This window comes from Arthrobacter sp. R4-81 (assembly GCF_054792365.1).
In genome coordinates, this window is sequence record NZ_CP096445.1 from 138,037 (window position 1) to 154,259 (window position 16,223).

Sequence of the window (16,223 nt, forward strand, 5' to 3'; positions counted from 1 at the left end):
TTGTCGGGCTCGGGATCGGGGTCCTTGGCTTGTCGGGCTCGGGATGGGCGGGCTCCGGATCGGCGGCTCAGAGGCCTTTGCCGCCGGTAACCGGGAGCACGGCCCCGGAAATGTAGGAGCCTTGCTCGGAAGCCAGCAAAACGTAGGCCGCCGCAAGCTCTGCGGGCTGGCCCGCACGCTGGAGCGGCGTGTCTTGGCCGAAGGACGGCAGCTTGTCCGGCCACTCGGTCGCGGGAATCAGCGGAGTCCAAATGGGTCCGGGGGCAACGGCGTTCACCCGGATACCCTTTGGTCCCAGCTCCTGGGCCAAGGCCTTGGTGAAAGCCACCTGCGCACCCTTGGTCATGGCATAGTCGATCAGCTGGGGTGATGGATTAAAAGCCTGGATGGACGCGGTGGTAATGATCGATGCCCCTGGTTTCAGGTGCGGAACTGCCGCCCTGGCCGTCCACAGGAGCGAGTACAGATTGGTCTTGAAAACCCTGTCGAATTCTTCCGTTGGCAGGGATTCGAAGCTGTCCCGGTTCTTCTGGTAGGCAGCGTTGAGGACCACAACATCGAGCCGGCCGAACTCAGCCAGTGTGTCCTCCACGATCCGGGAGCTGAACTCCTCGCTCCTCCCGTCACCCGCCAGCAGCAGGGCCTTCCGGCCGGCTTTCCGGATCCACTCGGCAGTGTCCTGGGCGTCTTCCTCTTCCTCTGGAAGATAAGAGATCGCGACGTCGGCGCCCTCCCGCGCGAAAGCAATGGCCACAGCCTTGCCAATTCCGGAATCGCCCCCGGTGATCAGGGCTGCCTTTCCGCTGAGGAGGTCCTTGCCTTCATAGCTCAACTCGCCGTGATCCGGCTTGGGATCCATGGGGGCTGTGAGGCCTGGCTGCTCTTGCTCCTGCTGGGGGAAGGGCCCTGAGTGGTAGCCTCCCCGGGGGTCACGCGGCTGTTCTTGCTGCTTGCCTGCATCACTCATAGTCCACCTACCCAACGTGTCGGTTTTCTTCAGAGGCCGGTCGCACCCGGCTCTTCGAAACTATCCCAGCAATCTGGTCAAGTCCACATTTACCAGAAATTAGTCAGCAAACTTATTATTGCTTGAAATTGAAGGGGCTCAAGCCTAGGTTGAGAGTTAGAACCGCTTGGCGGCCAACAACAGTGCCGGAGGTGAAGGCCATGACCGATCCCGAAGCCCAGCAACGCAGCGGCCGCAACGAAACTGTGGAAGAACAGATGGACCGGAACTGGATGGAGCTCATTCAGGAGCTCCGGGTCCTCCAGACGGGAGTCCAGATTCTCGCTGGGTTCCTGCTCACCCTCCCGTTCCAATCCCGGTTCGATTCCCTCGACGATTACCAGGTGGGCCTCTATCTCACCAACGTGGTCCTGGCCGCGCTTACCACCGCCGTCATCCTGCTCCCGGTCAGTGTGCACCGCCGTCTTTTCCGAAAGCGGCTCAAGGCCACGCTCGTGTCCAGTGCAGACAGGATCACCAAGGTGGCGCTCGGCGGCGTTGCCCTCCTCAGCGTGGGAACGTCGTCGCTGGTGTTTGACGTCGCCGCCGGCCGCAATGCGGGTATTGCCGCAGGAGCTGCACTGCTGGCCGTGCTGATCATCCTGCTGGTTTATGTTCCGATTCACCTTCACAGACAAGCTGAAAAGAGGTAGCTCCGCCGGTGGCAGAGCCGCACTACGAGACAGGCTCCCGACTCAGAAGGCGCCATCCCGTGTGCTTCACTCGGGCACTGGGCCCTGCCCGTCAGGCGCCTTCCAACACCTGGCTTGTGGCCCAGGTCAGGTATTTCGCTGCCTGAGCGACGGCGTCCTCAGGGCTTGGGGCAACATCCAGCAGTTGCGCTGCAGCCACCACGCCATGCTCGGCCAGCTCCTCAAGGGTCACCAGGATGCGGCCAGCCACCACAATGACAGGGATGCCCCGCTGATGGGCGGCGGCTGCCAGTGCAATGGGAGCCTTGCCGGTCAGCGACTGCGAGTCCATGGAGCCTTCACCGGTGATCACCAGGTCCGCTTCGGCCAGTTGTTTGGCCAGCCCGGTAAGGCCTGCCACCAGGGCAAACCCTCCTTCCAGCGCTGCATCACTGAACGCCAGGAACGACGCCGGGAACCCACCGGCTGCTCCCGCTCCGGGAATGTTGACGTCCCGGCCCGTGGTTTCGCGGAGGACGGAGGCCCAGTTCCGAAGGCCCGCATCGAGCTGCTCCACGGCATCGGCATCGGCGCCTTTCTGCGGCGCAAACACATGGGCGGCTCCCTCTGGGCCGTAGAGGGGGTTCCGGACATCCACGGCAATACGGAATTTGACCCGGCTCAAGCGGGGGTCGAGCTCAGTGGCGTCAACGGCAGCCACATCCACAAGTGATCCGCCGCCCAGGGGGACGATGTTGCCTGCTGGATCAAGCGGTTTGAGTCCGAGCGCACGCAAGGCACCGCTCCCGCCGTCGGTCATTGCTGAGCCGCCAAGACCCAACACGATCTCCGTTGCCCCCGCATCCAAGGCCGCGGCGACTAGCTGGCCGCAACCGTAGCTGTGAGCGCGCAGCGAGCCCTCCGGAGTGGGTTCAACGTGCGCAAGGCCTGAAGCCTGGGCTGTTTCGATGACTGCAGTTACTGCGCCGCTGGCGTCAGTCCGCAGCGCCCACGCTGCACCGATGGGAGCCAGAATCGGGCCGACAACGGCGTTTAGTCTTTCCTCGTAGCCGGCCGCCACTGCGGCCTCCAGGGTTCCCTCTCCGCCGTCGGCTATTGGAAACTGGGTTGCAACAGCGTCCGGATAGACCCGCAGCACTCCCTCGGCCATGGCGCCGGCGGCTTCAGCAGCGGTCAGCGATCCCTTGAACTTGTCCGGGGCAATAAGAATGCGCATGGGTCTATCCTGCCATCTAGGATTGGAAAGCGCTTACCAAGCAAGCTTTCGAATCATCTATGACCTATTGGCAAAGTCAGGCAGACAGCAGCGTCAAGATCTGGCCGGACCCCGTCCCAACAGGTACAACTGAGTAATGAACACCTCACTTTTGGTGCTCGGCCCCATGATGCGGTTCGTCGATGAGACCTCCGCAAGTATATGGGTGGAAACCCGGACTTCGGCGAAGGTGTCCGTCCGTGCAGAGGACAAAGTCTGGGGAGCACGCACCTTCTCAGTTCATGGCCACCATTACGCGCTGGTGGAGGTTGAAGGGCTGGTGCCGGGGCAGGTTGTTTCCTACTCCCTCGAAATCAATGGGACACACGTCTGGCCCGATCCCTCGTCCGGATTCCCTTCCTCAAAAATTGCTGCGCTTAAGCCCGGCCAGCCTTTGCGGATGGCCTACGGCTCCTGCCGCACCAGCGTCCCGCACGACGAAGCCGGCAACCGGACCCACGGTGTCGACTCCTTGCGGGCCTATGCCTTAAGCATGGCAACGCGGGCCCGCGAGCCGTGGCCTGACCTTGTGGCGTTCCTTGGGGACCAGGTCTACGCCGACTCCACCAGTGAGCAAATGCAGCAGTTTATCCGGGCCCGCCGCGACATCACTGAACCCCCTGGCGAGGAGCTCAAGGACTACGAAGAGTACGCTCACCTCTACTACCTGGCATGGTCAGACCCTGCTAACAGGTGGCTGCTGTCCACCCTGCCCAGCGCCATGATCTTCGACGACCACGACATCCGCGACGATTGGAATGCCTCGCTCAGCTGGAGAAAGAAAATGACCGCCGTCCCTTGGTGGCGCGAGCGCGTTGTGGCCGGGCTGACGGCTTACTGGGTCTACCAGCATCTCGGGAACCTGTCCCCGCAGGGGCGGGCAGAGGATCCTATCTGGCAGCGGGTTGCTGGTCACCGGGGCGAGACCGAACTCGACCTAAGCGCCGAACTGGACAGTTTCGCGGCACGTGCCGATCAGGACCCGACTTCCTATCGCTGGAGCTTCAGCCGGGATTTCGGGGATACCCGGCTGATTGTGCTCGACTCCCGTGCCGCCCGGAATCTGGCGCCGGAGAACCGGGCCCTTCTTGTCGAGGCGGAAATGACATGGCTCGACAACCTCATGCGTGGCGGCTTTCGACACGTGCTGGTGGCCACGTCACTGCCTTTCCTGCTGCCGATGGGCCTGCATCACGTCGAGTCCTGGAATGAAGCCGTTTCTGAAGGCGCCTGGGGGAAACCAGCCGCCATTGCCGCCGAAAAGCTGCGGCAGACAGTCGATCTTGAGCACTGGGCCGCCTTCCAGAAAAGTTTCCACGAGGTGGCCGCCATGGTGACCGAAGTTGCCGACGGCGAACGCGGTCCCGCGCCGGAAACCGTCACTTTCATCTCCGGGGACGTTCACTTCTCCTATGTGGCGGAAGTGGAGCGATCCTCGGGCAGCCGGATCATCCAGGCTGTCTGCTCCCCTATCCGCAATCCGCTGCCACGGCTGCTGAGGTCCTTCACAGCTCTCACTTCCTATGGCCTGGCCACCCCTGTAGGTGGCTTGGTGGCGCGCTCGGCGAAGGTGCCGGATCCGCCCTTCCGCTGGTCCGGCGTCAAGGGTCCATGGTTCGTCAATAACCTGGCCTGCCTTGAAGTGGCCGACGAAGGGCTGAAGCTGTGGTGGCTGACCGGCGTCGTGGAGGGTGATGACCACCTGCACCCCCGGCTGGAACGAGTGGCCTCCCTTACGTTGGCTCCGCGCCGGGCAATGCGGGTCAGCTTGGAGCCCTGATAGCCAGCAATCGACCGTTAGCAATTCCCCGAAGGAGCCCGGCAAGGTGCTGGATACCAGGGCTGGCGGTCATCGTCCTTCGGTGAACCATGCCAACGCGGCGTCCAGGCACCGGATTGCGTACCGGAACAGCCACCACGTCCGCAGGCAACGCAGGCCTGCCCAGACGGGGAACGAGGGCCACCACGGCCTTCTGCTCCACGAGAGCAATGTGGGTTGAGAAGTCCGGATCGTAGACCTGGATATCCGGGACGCGTCCCAGATCCGCAAAAATCCGGAGCAAGGCCTCGTTGCAGATGGCGCCATTCGGGGTGCTGATCCACCGCTCGTCCACCAGGTCGGCCGCTTCCACCTGGGGCCGCCCGGCCAGGGGATGGCTGCGGTGAACCAGAAGGTCTGCAATGTCCTCACACAACCACTCGAGCACCAGGTGTTCGGGAATCACCAGGGGTACGGAGTTCCAGTCGTGGACGATGCCGAGGTCCGCTTCGCCACCAGCTACGCGCGCCACCGCTTCGCGCGGATCTTCGGCCAGCACGCTGACGTCGAGGTCGGTTCCGGAGGAGGCAAGCATACCGAGCATCGGCCCAACGAGGCCGCGGCAGGCCGTGGAGAAGGCCACCACCTTCAGCCGGCCATACGGCTTCTCCGGGTCGCTGAGCAGAGTGGACTGCAGCTCTTCCAGCTCGGAAAGAATGCGGCGTCCATATGCGGCCAGAGCCAGGCCCCGCTCTGTCAGCAGGACGCCGCGGCCGCGCCGCTCCAGTACGGAGAAGCCAGTCTGCTTCTCCAGCTTCTTGATCTGCTGGGATACCGCCGACGGGCTGAAGCCCATCACGTCCGAGGCCGCGATCACGGAACCGTGTTGCTCAACAGCCGCTAGAGCCTGGAGAGATCCGATATCAATCATGAAGAAAATCTACACGATATTGCACACGAATAAACGCTTGTCCTTCATTCTTGTCTTTGCGAAAGTAAGGGGAACGGGGGCCTTCGCGATTCCATACCGCGTTCTGACCACGACCACACAAAGGACTGACCATGGCCATTACCTTGCCCACGAGCCTGACCTCCCTTGAGGACCTGCACCAGGCACAGTCGAACATCAGCACCACCTGCCTCCGCACGCCGGTCCTGCACGTCCCGCCTCATTCGGCTGGCGGCCGATCCCTGTGGATCAAAGCAGAATCCCTGCAATACACGGGCTCCTTCAAGCTTCGCGGTGCCACCAACGCAGTCGCCGCGCTCAACGAACGGGCGAAGTCTGCTGGCGTCATTGGATACTCCGCCGGCAACCATGGCCGAGGCCTGGCTCGCGCAGCCCGGCTCGCCGGGATCGCGGCGACGGTGGTGATGCCTGAGACCGCCCCTTCGACCAAGATCAACGGCACCAGGGATGAAGGAGCCACTGTGATCCTCCGTCCCCCAACCGAGACCATGACTCACGCCAAACACCTTGCCGCAACCCAGGGCCTCACAGTAATACCGCCCGACGACGACGCGCTGATCATCGCCGGCCAGGGAACGATCGGCCTCGAGATGCTCGGGCAGATCGATGACCTCGACGTCGTCCTGGTGCCTGTCGGGGGCGGCGGCCTCATTTCAGGTGTCGCAGCGGCCATCAAAAGCCTCCGCCCACACATCCGGGTGATCGCCGTTGAGCCCGAGCTCGCCGGCGACCTGGCTGAGAGCTTCGCCGCCGGTGACCGCAAGAGGTGGACCAGGGAGCTGACCGGACGCACCATCGCCGACGGCCTCCGCTCCACAATGGTCGGGGACCTGCCGTGGGAACACATCCAGGCCCTCGTGGATGACGTCGTCACCGTTTCCGAAGAGTCGATAGTCGAGACCATGCGCTGGCTCGCCGAAACCACGAAACTCATCGTCGAACCCAGTGGTGCAGTCGCAGCCGCCGCCGTCCTCCAGCACTCCGCCCGACTCGACACCGGAACCATCGCTGCAATCGCCACCGGCGGAAACATCGACCTTGAAAAGTTCGCTTCACTAATGGCTCCCTGAAGCGCCCACCTGCAACTACACCCCACCGTCAACACCCTCGACGAGCTCAACAAGCTCCTCGGTCTAAAAGGAAAAACTATGAGTTCTAAACAGAAGGACAGGGTAGCCCTTGTCACCGGAGGCAACCGCGGCCTCGGCCTGGAAATAGCCCGCCAGCTCGCCGGGCACGGCCATCACGTGATTTTGGGTTCCCGGAACAAGCCCAGCGGCGAAAGCGCAGCAGCCGAGGTCCGCGGCGAAGGGGTCCTGGTCAACGCGGCGTCACCTGGTTACACGCGGACAGACATGAGCCCGAAAGCGACCCGAAGTGTTGAAGATGGCGCCGATACTCCCGTTTGGCTGGCCACATTGCCCGAAGACGGCCCGTCGGGCGGCTACTTCTACGAGCGCTCACCCCTGCCGTGGTGACCACTTCACGGATCTAAAACAGGCGGGTTGCCCGTGAATGTGTGCGGCCACCCGTCCTAGCCAAAACCCCTCGCTTTCCCAACCCCCAACACAAGATCGGAACAAAACAATGACTAAAACCATCCCCGCCATTGACGGCGTACAGCCCGGAAGTGGGTCATACTCCCAGGTCGTCGAAGCCAGCGGGCTCGTCTTCCTCGCCGGCCAGGTAGGAAGCGTCGGAGGCCGGCCCGAGACGTATCCGGCCAACTTCGAAGCAGAAGTCCGGGCCACGTTCGCCAGCGTGGAAAAACTTCTTGTCGACGTCGGACTCGGACTTCAGGATGTCGTCCGGTGCGTCTGCTACCTCACCGACTGGGCAGACTTCGCCGAAATGGAAAAGATCTTCCGCGAAACCTTTTCCACCAACCCGCCGGTCAGAGCCACCGTCGGAGTCGCCAGCCTCGCCAGGGACTGCAAGTTCGAAGTCGAAGTCACCGCAAGCCGCTAGGCGCCAGGCACCAGGCAAGCCGCAAGGCACCGCCGGACGCTAGGCCAAAACAATCCTTTCAGAAGCGAGGAACATGACCACCCGCCACTCATTGCTCGCGGCCCTGGTCGCCGTCCTGTGGGGCCTGAACTTCGTCGCTATCGACCTGGGGCTTCACGCGAACGGCCGGGACGTTCCCCCATTGCTGTTCGTGGCGATGCGGTTTTTCCTGGTGGTGTTCCCCTGGATTCTTTTCATACGCAAGCCGGATGTCAGCTGGGCGGCCATTGTCGGCGTCGGACTCTTCATGAGCGCAGGCCAGTTCGGCTTGCTGTACCTGTCCATGGCACTGGGCATGCCGGCCGGACTGGCTTCCCTTGTGCTCCAGGCCCAGGTGCTTCTGACGGTGCTGCTTGCGGCCGTTTTCCTCCGCGAGCGCCCCAGCCGCCGCCAGTTGGCCGGGGTTGTCCTCGGCGTTGCGGGTCTGGCCATCGTGGCCGTTGGCCGGAGTTCGGTCGCTCCGCTGCTTCCCTTTATCATCGTGCTGGGTGCGGCACTTTCCTGGGCCGCCGGCAACGTGATCGCGCGTAAGGCCAAGGCGGCGTCGGGACTCGGCCTTGTGGTCTGGTCCGGTGCTGTGGTTCCGCTTCCCCTCATTGCTCTTTCGGTGGTCACCGATGGACCGGATGCCATCGCAGCTACCATGCTGGACCTCCAGGCCGGAACTGTGCTGAGTGCGATTTACACAGCGGTGTTCGCTTCCCTCGTGGGTTACGGAATCTGGAACTGGCTGCTCGCCAAATACCCGCCGTCGTCCGTGGTTCCCTTCACCCTGCTGGTGCCGGTCGTGGGGATGACTGCCGCGTGGCTGGCTCTCCAGGAGGTGCCTTCGGCGACAGAACTCGCCGGAGGGCTGCTCCTGCTGGGAGGAGTTGCGACGGCGGTCCTCAACAGAGGCGGCGGACCGCCCACACAAAAGCAGGAAGTTCCACAGCAGGTCCCGACGCCGGTTCCAGCCGAAATGACCGCCGGCGCCGAGCAAGTCACCCGTTGACGTCAGATCGAACCTCTGAAGGCCAGGCTGCTACTGGACAGGAGTATGGTTTGCAACAAATCCTTCTCGCGGTATTCAAGGCCTGATTTCAACCAAAGGAACCGAAATGGACACCACCCCATCGGAACCAACACGCACGCGCAAAGACGTCCCGGCCATTTTGGACATCGGCATCTCCCTGGATGGCTTCGTAGCCACCAATGACCAGGATCCCGCGGAGATCCATGATTGGATGTTCGGCCGCAAAACTGAGGCGGACGAGGCCTTTGCCCGGGACATCATGGACCGGGGATCAGTAATCATGGGCCGGAACACGTTCAACGTTTGCTATGACGGCAAGGCATGGGACGGCCCTGCGTGGCCGGTACCGATGTTCGTGGTGACCCATGAGGAGCGGGAGCCGTTGGACTGGGACAGTGTCCCCTATACCTTCATTTCAGGTCTGTAGGAGGCACTGACGGCGGCGACGGAGGCTTCCGACGGCCGTCCCGTGCAGATTATGGGCGGAGGGAAACTAGCCGCCGCCTACATCGCGTCGGGTCTTTTGGACGAGGTACGCCTTCATATCGCACCCGTCCTCATGGGCTCCGGTGTTCCGCTTTTCACCGCGGAGACCCCCGGTACGGTTCCCGGGAGGGTGACCGCGTTCGACGTCGTCAGCTCTGTCCAGACACCGGCGGCGACTCATCTGATACTCAAACCACGGAAAAACTGAGCCCCATCCCGGGCCTCGCTCCCCGCCAAAACAACTACTCAGTCAAGCAGCTATTCGTCGTGGCCTTGGTCGGCGCTCATCTGGTCTTCTGCAGGCGGGGTCTCTCCCGGGGGCACGCCTCCGCCGGGTTCAAGGCCTGTGATGTTTCCGTTCGCAGGATCGGGGTTGGCCGAGGCTCCTGGATCCTCACGGTCCGGTCTGGGATCGGCAGGTTCACGCCCCGGACGGTCGGGATTAGCCGGATCATTTTCAGGGTGATACGTACTCACGAAATGCCATCCTCTGCGGAACTCGTCAAGCGTTACGGGTTGGTGGGCTGCCAGCCTAGCCCCCGACAAGAAGCATCACAACACCAGGAGCATACAAGGCAAGGATCCATCACAAGCCACCCTCATGATGGCCACCCGCCTTGTCGAAGACGAGACGCGCGGGAGGGGGCCGTAGTAACGTGGGCCTTCCTGAACCGCTGTCCCGGAAGGGCAGCGACACCGGCCGCTGAGGCCCGGAACAAGGGGGTAGCGATGCACGAAGCCCGGACTGTCCGCCCGATTCAACAGGTCCACGCCGCGCCAGGTGCCGTCGAGCTCCTCCTGGTCCGCCACGGCGAGAGCCAGGGCAACGTAGCTGCAACGGTCGCCCGCCAACAGGGCGCGCACGTGATTGACGTGCCTGCCAGGGACGCCGACGTCGAGCTTTCCGCGACAGGACGCGAGCAGTCCTTGGCCCTGGGACGCCTGCTGGCGGGATTCCCCGAGGATCAACAGGCAACGTCCGTCTGGTCCTCGCCCTACGCCAGAGCACGGCAGACGGCGGAACTGGCGGTCAGGAGCGGTGGCTGGCGGGCGCCCGTGCTCGCCGACGAACGTTTACGTGACCGCGAGCTGGGCATCCTCGACATGCTGACCTCAGCCGGCGTGGAAGCCCGCCTTCCGGAGGAAGCGGCGCGGCGGCGTTGGCTGGGAAAGTTCTATTACAGGCCTCCCGGCGGCGAGTCGTGGGCCGACGTAGCGCTACGGCTTCGGTCCCTCCTCGCCGATCTGGACCGCCAACACAGCGGGGGCCGCGTCATGCTCGTCTGCCACGACGCCGTGATCTTCCTGTTCCGCTACATCTTGGAAGGCCTGTCGGAACGGGAGATCCTCGATATCGCCGCCACATCTTCAGTCCTCAACGCGTCGTTGACGCGGTTCGTGCGCCCCGACGGTTTTGGCCCGTGGGCTTTGGAGAGCTTCAACTTAGCCGATCACCTGGTGAGCGGCGGCGTGCCCGTGACCGAACACGCTGGAGATACCAATGTCCACCCCCGCTGAAAGCCCGCGCCCCGAGCTGGTAACGCCTACCCTCCTGCGCAACTGGCCTCTCCCGGGAGGCGGTTCCAGCAAAGAGGATCGAGGCTCAGTGCTGGTAATCGGTGGCGCGCGCAAGACCCCTGGAGCGGCCCTCCTTGCGGGGCTTGCTGCTTTGCGCGCGGGAGCTGGACGGCTCACCCTTGGCGTGGCGGAGTCTGCCGCAACCCAACTGGCCATTGCCTTGCCGGAATCAGGAGTGGTGGGGCTGGCCGAAACACCTGCGGGTTCCGTCCGCGGGGACGGCGCAGGCGCCTTGGCAGGAACACTGCAGAAAGCTGCTGCGGTGTTGGTAGGTCCGGGCCTGGACAACGAAGAAGAAGCAGCCCGGCTCTTGAGGGAACTGCTTCGGCTTGAGGCTGAGGTGAACGGTCCGGAAGAGGACGACGGCGGAGCGTCCGGGGGCGAGGACGCCTCGCCTCCCACCATTGTCCTCGATGCTTACGCGCTCGGCTGTCTTCCGCCGATGGTGGATGAGCTAAGTCCTTGGGCAGGCCGCTTGATCCTGACGCCCAACACGAAAGAGGCCGGAATTCTCCTGGGCCGTGATGTGAAAGACCTGACCTCGGACGTAGCGGAAATTGCTGCAAAGTTCCAGGCCGTGGTCACGTGCCAAGGCGTGATTGCCGCTCCCGATGCCAAGCTTTGGGAGATCACCACCGGCTACGGCGGCCTGGGTACGTCTGGCAGTGGTGATGTGTTGGCAGGAGCCATCGCAGGGCTTAAGGCGCGTGGAACCACCTCGGCCCAGGCTGCCTGCTGGGGCACCCATCTCCATGCGGCGGCCGGAGACCGGCTCGCCAGCCGGCTGGGAAGCCTTGGTTATCTGGCCCGGGAGCTGGCTGACCAATTGCCCCCGCTGATGATGGAACTCGACACCTGACTCGCTACTAAGAGGGAATAGTTCCCGATTCCCGGAAGCCCTGCTCCGAGGCCTTGCTCCCGTCTTTCACCCGGTGCCACACTGGAATACAGCTGGGAAAACAGTTCAGATATGGAGGTTCCGCCATGGCAAATCTTCTCGATCGGGTTATGAAAAAGATCATGAGGCGCATCGATCTGGAGCCCAACAAGTCCGACCGCGAGACCCGCATGAACGCCAAAGCGGCAGGCCCATTCACCACGGGTGGGATGAAATACCGCGGCCGTTCCGGTAACCGGGCAGGCACAGGCCGGACGCACAAGGCAGGCCGCTGGACCAATATGCTCCACCGGGGGCACTGACGTCCCAATAAGTAGATTCCTTAGGGCTGGTGAACGGCTGGCTCGTGATTCCGGGCGCCACGAATGCGGGGGCGGTCAGCTTCCGGTTTCCTCCGGATGTTCACGCGCCCTCTTCGCCTCTGCGGTGGTGGGGTCGTCGTCGGGCACAAAATCGGGATCCAGTACGGGTGAAAGAGCGTCGGGAGGCAAGAACTTGTCTCCCCGCCCATCGGTCACGGGATCCTTATCAAGCCCGGGGGTTTCATCGGCTGGAATATCACTCATAAGCCCACGGTAGGCCCGCCGGATGCTCCTGTCGAGGAAGCTGCAGGGCTCACCTTCAGGGGCGCAGCACGGACGCAAAATGCCGATTCTCTTCTAGAATTGAAGCGGGGCCGACGGCAATACAGAGCCCCGGTGAGCGGGGTGCCTTCCCAGCTGCCGCCGGCCCTTGATTCGCAGCTTTACGTCTCAGCTGCGCCGGTGCCTGTTCGGCAGTTCGGCAGCAGGCTGGGGGTGATGCCGGGCGGCGTTGGTGCACGGAGGCCAATCCACTTTCGACACCCGAAACCCGCCCGTACTGGCTTGGGAAATGTGGAATCACGACCACCCAACGGACGTTCCGGATGCCGAGGGCGGGCAGTTGCGCATCATCCACCGGGTGGAGTCCGTGGACAGCGATCTCGTCACCTTTACGGAGACGACCTCAGAGCCCGGAGGGCCAGCACTCCGGACGGACCGCGCCACCCTGGGCCGATTCTTCGGCCGCCTCGGTGCGCCGTTTCGATGGTTCCCTGCCCACACGACGTTCTGCAGCATCGATCCGTCAGGGAACCGTCGAAACGGGCATGGAACTCTGGACTAATCGTAAGCATGCTGATAAAGCTGGAAGCAGAGGCCGAATCACGCTCGATCTATCGGCCGGATTGACATCAGGGTGAGGAGTTGATGATGGGCATCGGAGACGACATCAAGAAGGCAGCCGAAAACGCCATGAAGGACCTGGGAGGCACCGCCGATCCCGTCGACGACGCGCAGGTTCCTGAGCCCGGGCAGCGCGACGAGGACATTCAGGTCCACTCCTCCATCAGTGAGGGGTCTAACGCCATGGATGACGAGGCCGACGACTATCCTCAACGCCAGGGGATGTCCGCTGGAGGTTTTGCTGAACCGGGGCAGTCCGGGCGTGGCCAATCCGGAGCAGGCAGCAGTCTTCCCGATACGCCGGAGCAGCCGCCTCCAGGCGCGCCGCCCGAGCGTCCGGAGACCCTGCCTGATGACAGCCCTCCCTTGGGAAATCCCGAGACTCCAAGCGGCCCGGCCGGTCTTCCCGATCCGGATCCGGAGGAACTTCGTGCAGACCCCTCGGAGGCTGACGGGGATCCAACGTCCAGCATGGGGAGGGGCTAGCCCTGCTTGGCCCGGAGCGCCGCGTAGTAGCCGGGAATAAGCTCAGGCCTGGACGGATCCTTCAGGGGAACGGTCTCAATGAACGTGGCGCCTTCCTCGAGCACTTCCCACTCCGAAGCGGGGAAGGCCCGTCGTCGCTCTCCTGCACCGAAATGCCCGGGCATTGGCAAGCCGCGTATGGCGCTTTCGAGTGGCGCCGGAATGGACCGGAGCGTTGCGCCGAGATGGGAAACGTAGTCGACGGGGTTGCCTTGGAAATCCGTTTCGGCAAGGAAGACGCGCCCCCGGCCACCAACCAGGACTCTGATATTCCGGGCGAGGGCGGCCTGGTCTGCCTCGTCGAGAACGTGGAGCACGCCGCGCAGGAAAACATTGACCTCTGGCGGACCTGCATCGGGCGGACCCGGGCTTCCCACATACGCTTCGGCCGCCACCATGCTGCCGGCTCGGGGACGGGTCATATCCATTGTCAAATAGGCGATGTTGGTGATACCCGTGGACTCGCTGCGCGCACGTTCCACGGCATGGGAAGAAATGTCCACTCCCACGGCTGCCGGAAAGTTACCCGCGAGCCAGCGCGTGAAAGTGCCGTTTCCGCAGCCGACGTCCAACACCGGAAGCGCGGGATCAAGGTGCTTTTTCAAGCTTCCTGCATAACCAAGGAGTTCATGGTCCCCGCCGGAGTCCCAAAGTACTTCACCCTGAGCCCCCGTGGCCTTAACACGCGCCCAATAGCGGTCCCACGCGACGCTGCGATCTTTGGGAGCACCAGCAGACAGCCATACCAGCCTGGGAACCAGCAGGTATTTCTTAAGCGCGGAGAGCATGGTCCAAATATAGATGCTTTCAATGGTCCGGCGCGGTTTATTGAGCGCTGTGGACGACGCGCCAGTTCACGCAATCCTGGTTGGAAGTGAACAATTCACCTTTTGGCGGCTGCTGTCGCCCTACAATGAACTGAACCAGAACCGGAGGGGGCGCGGGTGGTAAGACAATCAGCGGAGAAATTGCCCATGCCACGAACTGCCATCGTTGCCGACCACGACGCCGGAAGACTCGCCACCGTCGGAGCAGTGTTGAGCAGTGCCGGATACGCCATTGCAAGCGCGTCCGACCAACAGGCGCTTGCCAAGTTGCTGGCCGACCAGCCGGAGGCCAGCATCGTAGTGCTGGATCAATCCTTCGCGGAAGCTGCCACAACAGCCCCTATCCTCCTCCTCGTCGACCTGGCGGATGGTGTGGATGCGGCCTCAGGCAACTGGCATGCAGTGGCCGACTTTATCGTCAAGCCTCCATCTCCGCAGGAGCTTGTGTTCAGGGCCGATTCCATCATTCGCAGCGTGGCGGCAAGGTCAGAGGCGCGGCACCATGCCGAGCGGCTACGCGAAAGGCTTCGGGACGTCTCCGCGGCGATCCGCACCACCAACGATCCCCGATTAATTGCGGATCACGTTGTCAACGGTTTTGGTAAAACCTTCGAAGCCGACCGCGTACTTTTCACTACTTTCGAAGACCAGCGGGTTCCCCGGATCACCGCCCAGTGGAAGCGCAGAAACCTGCCTCCGCTCACCGAGGGCCTTGAGGGATCCCAGGCCGCTGCGCACCGTCTGGCGGACCGGTTGTGGGCTGAAGGTGACGTCCTCATCGTCGATGATCACAGCACCCACGAGTGGGATGCGGAAGATCTCGGGTTACGCGACTGGATGAGCGCAATGAATCCCCGGACTTCAGCGCTGATTCCGGTCGGCGAAGGAAACTCATCGCTGGGCCTCATCTGGATCACCCAGCTCGACTCGCCGCGTTTCTGGTCGCGGACCGAAATTTCCATGATCCAGCACGTCGCAGGAAACGTCGCCTACGGCCTGATCCAGGGACACCTGATCAGTGGCCAACAGCAGGTCCTCCGGCAGTTACAGCAACTGGATCAGGCCAAGACGGATTTTCTTGCCACCGTGAATCACGAACTAAGAACACCGCTGACCTCCATCACCGCCTACCTGGACATGATCCGGGATGGATCAGGCGGAAAACTCCCCGACGAGGTCAACCGGATGCTGGACATCATCGTCAGAAACTCGGAGCGTCTCCGGAGGCTGATCGAGGACATGCTGGCTGTTTCCAGACCTGACTATGAAGCCACCGGACTCCACCTGGCACCTTCCCGGGTGGGCCACACGTTGAGGATCATCACAGCGGCCCTGCGTCCCCTCGCAGAGCAGCGGCAGGTGGACATCTCCCTGGACCTTGACCGCAGGGACCCGGATGTCATGGCTGACGAAGTGCAACTGGAGCAGGTCTTCACCAACCTGGTGTCCAATGCCATCAAGTTCACCCCCCGCGGGGGAAAGATTTCGGTCGGAAACACCTACAGCGATGACGACGACGGAAACCCATGGGTGACTGTCCGGGTGACGGACACCGGGGTGGGGGTTCCCGACGAGGAAATCCCTCATTTGTTCACACGCTTTTACCGGGCGTCCAACGCCACGGCCGGTGCTATACCCGGCAGCGGTCTGGGCCTTGCGATAGCTCACGACATCGTCGAACGTCACAAAGGCACAATGGGCGTCCGTTCCAAATTAGGAGAAGGGACCACTATCGAAGTGAGACTTCCCCTGACGGGGCCTTAAGCAAAACTGCCCCCGGATTAGTCATCCAGGGGCAGTTAGTGAAGCCGAGCTTATTTCGGCCACCATCCGGACGTCTGTTCTACAGACGTCTTCGTGTTTTTATCCGACGCTGCCATGGCAGGGGCAGCAAATCCTGCCACAGCAAGGATGCCGGTGAGCAAGAATGTAGCAGCAATCTTTTTCATCCTGTGATCCTTTTATCAATTAGGTGCAGTAAATCATTACGTACGCTATTATAGCGCCTTATAATCAACATTCACCGGATTGAATTTCTA

19 protein-coding genes and 1 pseudogene are annotated in these 16,223 nt (G+C 62.6%); 13 read left to right on the forward strand and 7 right to left on the reverse strand.

What is annotated here, in order from left to right; all coding sequences use genetic code 11:
* Positions 1–67: 67 nt before the first annotated feature.
* On the reverse strand, positions 68–967 hold the full coding sequence (locus tag M1E05_RS00710) for an SDR family oxidoreductase (protein WP_458112650.1): 900 nt from the start codon (positions 965–967) through the stop codon (positions 68–70).
* Positions 968–1,167: 200 nt separating this feature from the next.
* Here M1E05_RS00710 and M1E05_RS00715 point away from each other — a divergent pair, with 200 nt between their 5' ends.
* Positions 1,168–1,659 carry a DUF6328 family protein gene (locus tag M1E05_RS00715; RefSeq protein ID WP_458112649.1) on the forward strand — a complete coding sequence of 164 codons (492 nt, stop codon included), beginning with the start codon at positions 1,168–1,170 and terminating at the stop codon, positions 1,657–1,659.
* A 91-nt stretch (positions 1,660–1,750) separates the two neighbouring features.
* Here the strand turns inward: M1E05_RS00715 and M1E05_RS00720 are convergent, their stop codons facing one another.
* Positions 1,751–2,875, reverse strand: coding sequence for a glycerate kinase (locus tag M1E05_RS00720; protein WP_461164147.1), 1,125 nt, complete (start codon positions 2,873–2,875; stop codon positions 1,751–1,753).
* A 136-nt stretch (positions 2,876–3,011) separates the two neighbouring features.
* On the opposite strand from M1E05_RS00720, the gene M1E05_RS00725 reads away from it, so the two are divergent.
* Positions 3,012–4,694, forward strand: coding sequence for an alkaline phosphatase D family protein (locus M1E05_RS00725; RefSeq protein WP_461164148.1), 1,683 nt, complete (start codon positions 3,012–3,014; stop codon positions 4,692–4,694).
* Here the strand turns inward: M1E05_RS00725 and M1E05_RS00730 are convergent.
* Positions 4,678–5,604: a LysR family transcriptional regulator gene (locus tag M1E05_RS00730; protein ID WP_461164149.1), complete on the reverse strand. Its 927-nt coding sequence runs from the start codon at positions 5,602–5,604 to the stop codon at positions 4,678–4,680. The two genes, M1E05_RS00725 and M1E05_RS00730, sit on opposite strands and share 17 nt — an antisense overlap.
* Positions 5,605–5,735: 131 nt before the next feature.
* Here M1E05_RS00730 and M1E05_RS00735 point away from each other — a divergent pair, with 131 nt between their 5' ends.
* The 5 genes and pseudogenes from M1E05_RS00735 (at position 5,736) to M1E05_RS00755 (ending at position 9,359) form a co-directional block, all read left to right on the forward strand.
* Positions 5,736–6,713, forward strand: a complete 978-nt coding sequence (locus M1E05_RS00735) for a threonine ammonia-lyase (protein WP_461164150.1) — start codon at positions 5,736–5,738, stop codon at positions 6,711–6,713.
* Positions 6,714–6,791: 78 nt separating this feature from the next.
* On the forward strand, positions 6,792–7,121 hold the full coding sequence (locus M1E05_RS00740; protein ID WP_458112644.1) for an SDR family NAD(P)-dependent oxidoreductase: 330 nt from the start codon (positions 6,792–6,794) through the stop codon (positions 7,119–7,121).
* A 109-nt stretch (positions 7,122–7,230) separates the two neighbouring features.
* Positions 7,231–7,611 (forward strand): RidA family protein, encoded by a 381-nt coding sequence (locus M1E05_RS00745; RefSeq protein ID WP_458112643.1) that lies wholly within the window; start codon positions 7,231–7,233, stop codon positions 7,609–7,611.
* Positions 7,612–7,684: 73 nt separating this feature from the next.
* Positions 7,685–8,644: an EamA family transporter gene (locus tag M1E05_RS00750; RefSeq protein ID WP_461164151.1), complete on the forward strand. Its 960-nt coding sequence runs from the start codon at positions 7,685–7,687 to the stop codon at positions 8,642–8,644.
* Positions 8,645–8,750: 106 nt separating this feature from the next.
* A pseudogene (locus M1E05_RS00755) lies at positions 8,751–9,359 on the forward strand (dihydrofolate reductase family protein).
* Positions 9,360–9,409: 50 nt separating this feature from the next.
* On the opposite strand, the gene M1E05_RS00760 reads toward M1E05_RS00755, so the two are convergent.
* Entirely contained in the window at positions 9,410–9,628 is a 219-nt protein-coding gene (locus M1E05_RS00760; RefSeq protein WP_458112640.1) for a DUF6480 family protein, read from the reverse strand.
* Between the two features lie 252 nt (positions 9,629–9,880).
* Here M1E05_RS00760 and M1E05_RS00765 point away from each other — a divergent pair, with 252 nt between their 5' ends.
* The 3 genes from M1E05_RS00765 to M1E05_RS00775 all read left to right on the forward strand — a co-directional run bounded on the left by M1E05_RS00765 (position 9,881) and on the right by M1E05_RS00775 (position 11,929).
* Positions 9,881–10,669, forward strand: coding sequence for a histidine phosphatase family protein (locus tag M1E05_RS00765; protein ID WP_458112639.1), 789 nt, complete (start codon positions 9,881–9,883; stop codon positions 10,667–10,669).
* A complete protein-coding gene (locus tag M1E05_RS00770; RefSeq protein ID WP_461164152.1) occupies positions 10,653–11,588 on the forward strand; it encodes an NAD(P)H-hydrate dehydratase in 936 nt (311 codons plus the stop codon). The genes M1E05_RS00765 and M1E05_RS00770 overlap by 17 nt, the downstream gene beginning before the upstream one ends.
* Before the next feature lie 125 nt (positions 11,589–11,713).
* The gene (locus M1E05_RS00775) at positions 11,714–11,929 is read left to right on the forward strand and encodes a hypothetical protein (protein WP_461164153.1); all 216 of its coding nucleotides are present in this window, start codon (positions 11,714–11,716) and stop codon (positions 11,927–11,929) included.
* A gap of 75 nt (positions 11,930–12,004) precedes the next feature.
* Here the strand turns inward: M1E05_RS00775 and M1E05_RS00780 are convergent, their stop codons facing one another.
* Positions 12,005–12,193 carry a hypothetical protein gene (locus tag M1E05_RS00780; RefSeq protein ID WP_461164154.1) on the reverse strand — a complete coding sequence of 63 codons (189 nt, stop codon included), beginning with the start codon at positions 12,191–12,193 and terminating at the stop codon, positions 12,005–12,007.
* A gap of 307 nt (positions 12,194–12,500) precedes the next feature.
* Between M1E05_RS00780 and M1E05_RS00785 the strand changes: the two genes are divergently transcribed.
* The gene (locus M1E05_RS00785; RefSeq protein WP_461164155.1) at positions 12,501–12,773 is read left to right on the forward strand and encodes a hypothetical protein; all 273 of its coding nucleotides are present in this window, start codon (positions 12,501–12,503) and stop codon (positions 12,771–12,773) included.
* An 83-nt stretch (positions 12,774–12,856) separates the two neighbouring features.
* The gene (locus M1E05_RS00790) at positions 12,857–13,318 is read left to right on the forward strand and encodes a hypothetical protein (protein WP_461164156.1); all 462 of its coding nucleotides are present in this window, start codon (positions 12,857–12,859) and stop codon (positions 13,316–13,318) included.
* On the opposite strand, the gene M1E05_RS00795 is transcribed toward M1E05_RS00790, so the two are convergent.
* Positions 13,315–14,145 carry a class I SAM-dependent methyltransferase gene (locus tag M1E05_RS00795; protein ID WP_458112633.1) on the reverse strand — a complete coding sequence of 277 codons (831 nt, stop codon included), beginning with the start codon at positions 14,143–14,145 and terminating at the stop codon, positions 13,315–13,317. The two genes, M1E05_RS00790 and M1E05_RS00795, sit on opposite strands and share 4 nt — an antisense overlap.
* A gap of 186 nt (positions 14,146–14,331) precedes the next feature.
* Here M1E05_RS00795 and M1E05_RS00800 point away from each other — a divergent pair, with 186 nt between their 5' ends.
* Positions 14,332–15,948, forward strand: coding sequence for a sensor histidine kinase (locus M1E05_RS00800; protein ID WP_461164157.1), 1,617 nt, complete (start codon positions 14,332–14,334; stop codon positions 15,946–15,948).
* Between the two features lie 50 nt (positions 15,949–15,998).
* Here the strand turns inward: M1E05_RS00800 and M1E05_RS00805 are convergent, their stop codons facing one another.
* Positions 15,999–16,133: a hypothetical protein gene (locus tag M1E05_RS00805; protein ID WP_461164158.1), complete on the reverse strand. Its 135-nt coding sequence runs from the start codon at positions 16,131–16,133 to the stop codon at positions 15,999–16,001.
* Between the last annotated feature and the right edge of the window lie 90 nt (positions 16,134–16,223).

What these genes read in the sequence shown, in the direction of transcription:
- M1E05_RS00710 (WP_458112650.1), bottom strand. Translation starts at nt 967, where the DNA reads ATGAGTGATGCAGGCAAGCAGCAAGAACAGCCGCGTGACCCCCGGGGA.
- M1E05_RS00715 (WP_458112649.1), top strand. Translation starts at nt 1,168, where the DNA reads ATGACCGATCCCGAAGCCCAGCAACGCAGCGGCCGCAACGAAACTGTG.
- M1E05_RS00720 (WP_461164147.1), bottom strand. Translation starts at nt 2,875, where the DNA reads ATGCGCATTCTTATTGCCCCGGACAAGTTCAAGGGATCGCTGACCGCT.
- M1E05_RS00725 (WP_461164148.1), top strand. Translation starts at nt 3,012, where the DNA reads ATGAACACCTCACTTTTGGTGCTCGGCCCCATGATGCGGTTCGTCGAT.
- M1E05_RS00730 (WP_461164149.1), bottom strand. Translation starts at nt 5,604, where the DNA reads ATGATTGATATCGGATCTCTCCAGGCTCTAGCGGCTGTTGAGCAACAC.
- M1E05_RS00735 (WP_461164150.1), top strand. Translation starts at nt 5,736, where the DNA reads ATGGCCATTACCTTGCCCACGAGCCTGACCTCCCTTGAGGACCTGCAC.
- M1E05_RS00740 (WP_458112644.1), top strand. Translation starts at nt 6,792, where the DNA reads ATGAGTTCTAAACAGAAGGACAGGGTAGCCCTTGTCACCGGAGGCAAC.
- M1E05_RS00745 (WP_458112643.1), top strand. Translation starts at nt 7,231, where the DNA reads ATGACTAAAACCATCCCCGCCATTGACGGCGTACAGCCCGGAAGTGGG.
- M1E05_RS00750 (WP_461164151.1), top strand. Translation starts at nt 7,685, where the DNA reads ATGACCACCCGCCACTCATTGCTCGCGGCCCTGGTCGCCGTCCTGTGG.
- M1E05_RS00765 (WP_458112639.1), top strand. Translation starts at nt 9,881, where the DNA reads ATGCACGAAGCCCGGACTGTCCGCCCGATTCAACAGGTCCACGCCGCG.
- M1E05_RS00770 (WP_461164152.1), top strand. Translation starts at nt 10,653, where the DNA reads ATGTCCACCCCCGCTGAAAGCCCGCGCCCCGAGCTGGTAACGCCTACC.
- M1E05_RS00775 (WP_461164153.1), top strand. Translation starts at nt 11,714, where the DNA reads ATGGCAAATCTTCTCGATCGGGTTATGAAAAAGATCATGAGGCGCATC.
- M1E05_RS00780 (WP_461164154.1), bottom strand. Translation starts at nt 12,193, where the DNA reads ATGAGTGATATTCCAGCCGATGAAACCCCCGGGCTTGATAAGGATCCC.
- M1E05_RS00785 (WP_461164155.1), top strand. Translation starts at nt 12,501, where the DNA reads ATGTGGAATCACGACCACCCAACGGACGTTCCGGATGCCGAGGGCGGG.
- M1E05_RS00790 (WP_461164156.1), top strand. Translation starts at nt 12,857, where the DNA reads ATGATGGGCATCGGAGACGACATCAAGAAGGCAGCCGAAAACGCCATG.
- M1E05_RS00795 (WP_458112633.1), bottom strand. Translation starts at nt 14,145, where the DNA reads ATGCTCTCCGCGCTTAAGAAATACCTGCTGGTTCCCAGGCTGGTATGG.
- M1E05_RS00800 (WP_461164157.1), top strand. Translation starts at nt 14,332, where the DNA reads ATGCCACGAACTGCCATCGTTGCCGACCACGACGCCGGAAGACTCGCC.
- M1E05_RS00805 (WP_461164158.1), bottom strand. Translation starts at nt 16,133, where the DNA reads ATGAAAAAGATTGCTGCTACATTCTTGCTCACCGGCATCCTTGCTGTG.